7 protein-coding genes and 1 pseudogene are annotated in these 6,701 nt (G+C 44.7%); 5 read left to right on the top strand and 3 right to left on the bottom strand.

The genetic code is table 11. From position 1 onward, the window contains the following. The first annotated feature begins 349 nt into the window (after nucleotides 1-349). From L693_RS0110060 to L693_RS0110070, 3 genes are all read left to right on the top strand, one after another. On the top strand, nucleotides 350-937 hold the full coding sequence (locus tag L693_RS0110060; RefSeq protein WP_025717156.1) for a hypothetical protein: 588 nt from the start codon (nucleotides 350-352) through the stop codon (nucleotides 935-937). 328 nt (nucleotides 938-1,265) lie between these two features. Then, on the top strand, nucleotides 1,266-1,481 hold the full coding sequence (locus L693_RS0110065; protein WP_025717157.1) for a hypothetical protein: 216 nt from the start codon (nucleotides 1,266-1,268) through the stop codon (nucleotides 1,479-1,481). A gap of 193 nt (nucleotides 1,482-1,674) precedes the next feature. Next, complete coding sequence (locus tag L693_RS0110070; protein ID WP_025717158.1) at nucleotides 1,675-2,454, top strand: alpha/beta fold hydrolase; 780 nt, start codon at nucleotides 1,675-1,677, stop codon at nucleotides 2,452-2,454. 159 nt (nucleotides 2,455-2,613) lie between these two features. Here the strand turns inward: L693_RS0110070 and L693_RS0110075 are convergent, their stop codons facing one another. After that, entirely contained in the window at nucleotides 2,614-3,147 is a 534-nt protein-coding gene (locus tag L693_RS0110075; protein ID WP_025717159.1) for a DUF1572 family protein, read from the bottom strand. A 41-nt stretch (nucleotides 3,148-3,188) separates the two neighbouring features. Between L693_RS0110075 and L693_RS0110080 the strand changes: the two are divergent. Continuing rightward, a pseudogene (locus L693_RS0110080) lies at nucleotides 3,189-3,697 on the top strand (transposase); the annotation flags it as partial. A 272-nt stretch (nucleotides 3,698-3,969) separates the two neighbouring features. On the opposite strand, the gene L693_RS0110090 reads toward L693_RS0110080, so the two are convergent. After that, entirely contained in the window at nucleotides 3,970-4,848 is an 879-nt protein-coding gene (locus tag L693_RS0110090) for a helix-turn-helix transcriptional regulator (RefSeq protein ID WP_025717160.1), read from the bottom strand. A gap of 186 nt (nucleotides 4,849-5,034) precedes the next feature. Here L693_RS0110090 and L693_RS0110095 point away from each other — a divergent pair, with 186 nt between their 5' ends. Further along, the gene (locus L693_RS0110095; RefSeq protein WP_025717161.1) at nucleotides 5,035-6,015 is read left to right on the top strand and encodes an aldo/keto reductase; all 981 of its coding nucleotides are present in this window, start codon (nucleotides 5,035-5,037) and stop codon (nucleotides 6,013-6,015) included. Nucleotides 6,016-6,426: 411 nt separating this feature from the next. Here L693_RS0110095 and L693_RS31285 read toward each other — a convergent pair. Beyond that, on the bottom strand, nucleotides 6,427-6,701 hold a 275-nt coding region (locus tag L693_RS31285; protein ID WP_231503591.1), incomplete at its 5' end, for a hypothetical protein.

The following is a 6,701-nucleotide window of genomic DNA, read 5'->3' on the forward strand; positions in this document are numbered from 1 at the left end:
TTAGGGGGAGGTTGCCCATAAGGAGACTCCCTCGATTGTCCCGAAAAAACAAGCAGGCTGAACCAAGTTGTCATCCAGCAATGGAGAAGCTTGGTTCAGCCTGCTATTTTGTCATGACGACTAGTTATTCAAAGAAAATAAAGCCCTAGGCTGCCGTTAGTTCAATCTTGTGGACAAATGAACACCTTCCATATATTCATCCTCTCTTGTGCGAAATCTAACTTTATAGATCTGCACCTCAACGGATACAATCACTAAATCTACCACAAGCAAAGATTGGTATGTTATATTAGCAATATTTATATATTAACGCAGGCAAGACAAACAGGAGTTTAGCGGAGGGGATATAATGGGAACGTCGACTAGTGAAGGTTTGACCGAACAGTTAATAGACCATTTAAATGGGTTGGATTTTATAACCCGGATAGATGTAATTGGAAGTCGTGTTGAACAAACCTCAGACGCTTACTCGGATGTAGATTTATTGCTAACAATTAAAGATATTACTCCGCATATCGCATTGTACGAAGTGACCGAAAGTGTAAAAGCGAAGTTCCAACCGGCGTGGTATGATTTTGCAAACAGCCTGTTGCCTGATAAATTTTTAGTATCCACATTTATTGGAGGAGACAATCCTTTTACATTTTATGATATCGGTATCCTAAACAGTGATAAGAATTTGGTCTATGACAAAAAACTGTTTGAAAATGATCAATGGATTCATCTGATGAAGCTATGGGTGATGAACTTCAAGTATATGATGCGTGATGCGCCACAGTTTGAAAAACGATTTGCAACAATGATGGAAAAGGCGAACATCTCCTACCATTCCGATTATAGAAAAGGTTTTTATCAATTATTATTAAAGCTGAAAGATAAGAAGACTATTAAGAGGGGTTATTTAAATATGCTTGAGGAGGTATTTAGAAACAGCTGATAACGTTCAATTGACCGGAATTTCCGGCGGTGTCCAACTCAGCATTTTCCCTCTTTGAGTGCGATTTCAATTAACCTGCCCGTTACTTCAATGAAAACTAGGGAACAGCTGCAACGGCAATCTGCTCCCTGGTTATTCCACTAACGTTTCCCGTTAGCGTAACAGCGGATGCCGCGTTCGTGAGGATGGGTAAGGCATTTACAAAATAGCGTTTGGTAGACTATGATTTTAATATTCACCTATTGTGGGAATTGCGCCGGGTTTCGGACAGCGTCTACTGTCGCCGATTACACCAGCAATGAAATCAAGCTGAAGGAGTGAATAAAGGGTGAAGAATAAATTTGAATTTACTGCTGTCGTCTTAATAGGCAATGGCGAGTTAACAGACGACTTTACCATTGATCTCGCCAAAATGGTTGACCGTTTGACCGCACAGCTGGAGATCGCCCAGAAAGCACTGCAAACTATTGCGGGGAGCTCAGAGCAAGGTAACGAAGCAGCCAAGGCCATTGCAATAGAAGCTCTAGAATCTATTGTCGAGTAGGTCTCGGCTGCCTTCGTGTTTTATAACGTTTCCCGTTAGCTCAATGATCTGAAGAAATTGTTTCACTCAAGCTATTCCTCAGAAATCTCTACGTACTATCTAAACCCAATTTGACGCCGAAATTAGGCATTCACCTTGCCTAGGGCGAATATCTTAATGGGGAAGTACATTTTAAAAAAATGAGGCGATATACTTGGGATACTTTGTAACTGTCGAACCGGGCGTCAACGTATTTATAGAGGACATCAATCCGAAGGGAAATAAAACGATACTTTTTATTCATGGATGGCCGCTAAACCATAACCAGTTCGAATATCAGTTCAACTTCCTTCCAACGCTTGGATATCGTTGTATCGGAATGGACTGGAGGGGATATGGCAATTCGGATAAACCTTTTAGCGGTTACAGTTTCGATAGATTAGCAGATGATGTCCGCATGGTCATCGAGACGTTACAGTTAAGAAACATAACACTGGCAGGACACTCTACAGGAGGCGCGATCTCGATTCGTTATATGGCTCGTTACAAAGGGTATGGGATATCTAAACTCGTCCTGATCGACGCTGCCTCTCCATCTAGCGTTCCAAAAGAATTTACAAATAAAATTATCGAAGATACAAATCATGACCGACCGCAAATGCTGCAAGACCAAACGGGAATTTTTTTCTTTCAGTATATTTCCGAACCGAAATCCGATTGGTTCGTTTTAATGGGATTACAAGCGGCAAATTGGGCGACTTCCGCCATTATGGTCACGCTTAGAGATGAAAATGTTTACAATGATCTCGGTCAGATCAATGTACCCACATTAATTATTCACGGAATTCATGATAAAGTCGTTCCGTTTACCCAAGCTGAGGAAACAAATAAGCTGATCAAAAATTCGAAGCTAGTTCCGTTCCAATACAGCGGCCATTGCGCTTTTTTAGAGGAGCGCGATAAATTCAACCAATTATTATCTTCTTTTGCATAACGACTCGGATTAGCCGCACCATCGCTCCCCATAAATATAGTCCGATAATGCCCGATGATTGAGCAAATCTGCCCGTTAAGTTAACAAAAGAATAAGGAACTACCGCAAAGTAAGCTCCTCAACTATCGTTTCCCGTTAGAATTCCTGTAGAATGAATCATCAATGATACTGGCCTGTAATGTGTTCATTCGCATCTTTCAGTATTTTGGAGAGTAACACAATTTGCCCTGCATGATATCCGTAGTGTGCCGCAACCTGAACAAGAAGCTGGCTAATTTCTCTCGCTTCATAGGTTTCATCCTCTGAAGCGCTAACCCGAAGCATTCTGTTCCAATCCTCGTGGTCATAGCGGATTGTAACTTCTCTTTTTAAATCCTCATCAGACAAAACTGATAATATACTTACCGATTCGGATCGTGTCCTCATAAGAACGCTAATCAACTCACCTTTCGATATGCCACCTTCAGAATTAAATTCTCGAGTACGTTCCCGAATGAATGGTTTGTTTCCGATTGCACTTATGAGGTTCTGATATTCGTTACCTGCTAAATGTAAGCAAAGATTACCGATGCTGTTCATGGAATCCTTCATTTTCTTCCAAATCAAATCATCATCAAGCGGGTTTATGCTCTTTATAATTCGATCGAGCTGCTTGTTCATGTCTTCGAGTACATGCTGTATTAGGTCTGGCATGACCATTTCCCCCTCTGTAAACTTATTTTTATTACGAGTTTCAACGATTGCTCGATGCAGCAAAACAAAATCCCTTTCAGCAAACGATGTACTCAAGCCACTTGATTAATCTAAAGATCCTGATCGCCCGTATTCTTCAGTACCAGGAGCATCTTGCTGAGTTAGAACAGAACATAGATGCCCTGGCTAAAGAGATCGAAGAGTATGATTTAATCCAGTCTATTCCCGGTATTGGCCATAAAATTGCTGCAACAATTTTGTCGAAACTGGTCGCGTTTGCTGGCATTGACCCCAGTGTTTTTGCTTCAGGTAAGTTCACAGCAACTCGAAATCGAATCACCAAACGCGGTTCCCGACAGCTTCGATATGTCCTAGTTATGGCCGTGCAGTGTGGGTTGATCCGTTCTCGCAACACTCGGATTAAAGATTTTTACGACCGCAAAAGAGCCGAAGGAAAGCCTCACAAAGTTGCTCTAGTGGCATGTGCAAATAAGCTGTTCATTGGCTGTATGCCATTTTAAAAAGTAAGAAATCATTCCGTCCGACATAACAAAAAGTTAATGGTATAACCTTCCAATTCAACTCGAATTGGAAGGGTGTTTGGCATGCTTATTTTTCACTATACCATAAGGTTTCTAAATTGTTTTGCTGGAAATGTTGACAAGCTATTAGCTGGTATAGTTGAACAAACTAAGACCTTTTTCTATGCAGGGGAATCCGTTCATTTTGAGTGATTCGGGTTAATCGGTTCCGGGAGCAAAAGAAGGCCCGACCAACTTAGATCAAGTTAATTCGGAACCTTCGGATTATCTTTCACTCCATTTATGATTTTGCCGGATCAAGTTGAAGCTCCAGCGCTCCTGACCACCGTCCGGACGGAGCGAGCCGCTGAAGCTTCTCCGCCGTATTCTCCTGAGGAAGTGGTATATACAATAAAATTTTCAGCTCGGGAAACTCGGCCGGCATTAGTGTCGTCGGTCGCAGGGACAGTTTTCCTGCAACAGGATGATTCAGCTCTTTATGGCCGGTATGCGCGATCCGGATATCGTGCAGCGGCCACCATTCCCTAAATTCCGGACTGGCTTCGCTTAATTCGTGGCTGAATTCCCTGAACCACGGATCATCCGCAAACTGATCACTGCTCGCCCGAAACAAAGCCAGACATTTCCGCGCTTCCCTCTCCCAATGCACGAGAAGCTGGCGCTGTGAAGGATGAGTGAACAGGTACCAGACCAAATTGCGATCCCGTCCGGTAAGCTTCCCATAATCGGCAAACACCTCGCTTGCAGCTTCGTTCCAGGCCACATAGTTCCACCTGCGGTCCACGGCGTATGCAGGGCACCATCCCCAGGAATCCAATATGCCTTGTAGTACGGGATCATACGTCGGTCCCTGGTTTGGAAGCTCGCGGGCGGCCGGATCTATTGCAAGATCGAACATATGTCTGCGCTCCACCCAGTCCAGCTGCAGCGCCCGGGCTATGCTGTCCAGCACCTGCGGCGAAACGTTAATATCGCGCCCTTGTTCCAGCCAGGTGTACCAAGAAACACCGACGCCAGCAACCTGTGCGAGCTCCTCTCTTCTTAACCCAGTAGTTCTTCGTCTTCCTCCTGCGGGAAAGCCGTATTCCTGCGGGTCAAGCCGCTCTCTTCGCGTTCTTAAAAAATCCCCTAGCTCAACTCGACGACTGTTCTTGCTCAGGTTTAATCAACTCCTTTACCGTAAAGTAATCCCCGGTTAATTTGGGAAATGCCGTTCCATTCTAACTGGTGTTATTACACCTATGATAAATAAGCTCCTCGTTATCCCTTTGACACCCGTGCCATAATCATAACATAGCAAACGCCATACTGCGCAGAAACAAAAGAACTCAAGGAGAGATGTAAGATGCAATATCGGAAATTAGGAAAAAACGGACCAGTTATTTCGGTGATCGGCTTCGGCGCTTGGGCCATCGGCGGAGGAAATTGGAATTACACCTGGGGTAATCAGGAAGATCGGCTATCGCATAACAGCATCCGCGCGGCGCTGGATGCAGGGATTAATTTCTTCGATACGGCTGCAGTTTACGGCTTGGGCCACTCCGAAGAAGTGATCGGCAAAGCACTGAAAGGCGACCGCGATAAAGCGGTCATCGCCACCAAATTCGGCCTCGTTTGGGATGAACAGGGCAATGTCTCGCGCAACGGCACCTATGCGTCGATCCTTCGCGAGGTCGAGGCTTCCCTGCGCCGTCTCGGCACCGACTATATTGACCTGTATCAAATGCACTGGCCGGATACGGACGCCAAAGCGTCGGTAGAGGAAACGATACGCGCCCTTGAAAAACTGCTGCAGGACGGTAAAATCCGCTATGTCGGAGTCAGCAATTTTCCAGTTGCGCTGCTGGAAGAGGCCTTGAAGATCCGGCACGTAGATTCCTTACAGCCGCCCTACTCCATTCTGGCCGCGGATGCGGAGAAGGAACTCCTCCCCTACAGCCAGAAACAGGGCATCGGCGTGATTGCCTATAGCCCGCTAGCCTCGGGTCTACTCTCCGGAAACTACAACGCGGACACCCGATTTGACAAACAGGATTGGCGCTCCAAGTCCCCATCCCATTCCGGAGAAGGCTTCAAGCAAAATATCGCGGTAGTCGGGCAGCTCAAAGAAGTGGCGGCGGACCTCGGCATTACAGTCGCCCAACTGGCCCTCGCTTACGTCCTGGCTCATCCGGCTTTAACGAGCGCGCTCGTTGGCGTCCGCAAGCCTGAACATATCCAGAAGTCGCTGCCGGCCGTGGATGTTAAACTCGACGATGCCGTGCTGGCTAAGATTCGGACCATTGCAGCGAGCGCCGCAAGAATCAAGATGCCGATAAACGAGTAAACCAGCAAATACAACGCAGATAGGTATCTGCGTTGTATTTGCTGTTCATAAAAATCATTACAGAAACAGGAAACGACTAGTAGGTACCCAAAGTTTGCAATGATACAAAAACGAAAAGAGCTGCTAGAGTAAAAAAGGCAATGGAAATTCTAGAGTTATTCTTCCGCTCTCTAATTCCATAAGCACAGCAAAAGATAGCCATAGTGAATTGGGCACCACTTCGGCAATAGGCATTGCTCACAAAAAATATGCTGCTAAATTCGATTACTGCTGTGGTAAGAGCTAGTATATTAAACCATAAAGGATTTTTTCGAAATTGTTTATACATAAAGGTTTCCCTCCACCATTCCAACGAGATGTCTTATTGTTTTACCTACTAAGTGGTCCCGTCAACCCCCTGCCTCTACTCACCTAAGTACACTTAAACAGAACCATTATAACGTGAATATTAAACTGTAAAAAAGGATACAAATATTTATCAACGTACTTAGATCCTAGGCCCCAATAATCATAATTATAGTCCCTTGGATGTTGTATAAGGTGTTTTGAGCGTTCAATCCAGGCATTAAGCTGCTCAGTCTTAGCGAAATTACTCACTTTTTCTAATAGTAAGGCCAATTCTTTTATAACTTCCTCTTCTCCGGATTTAACAACATCACTGGTAAAAACATAAAGGCTGCTTAGAA

Source organism: Paenibacillus sp. 1-18 (assembly GCF_000520755.1).
Taxonomy (GTDB): domain Bacteria; phylum Bacillota; class Bacilli; order Paenibacillales; family Paenibacillaceae; genus Paenibacillus; species Paenibacillus brasilensis.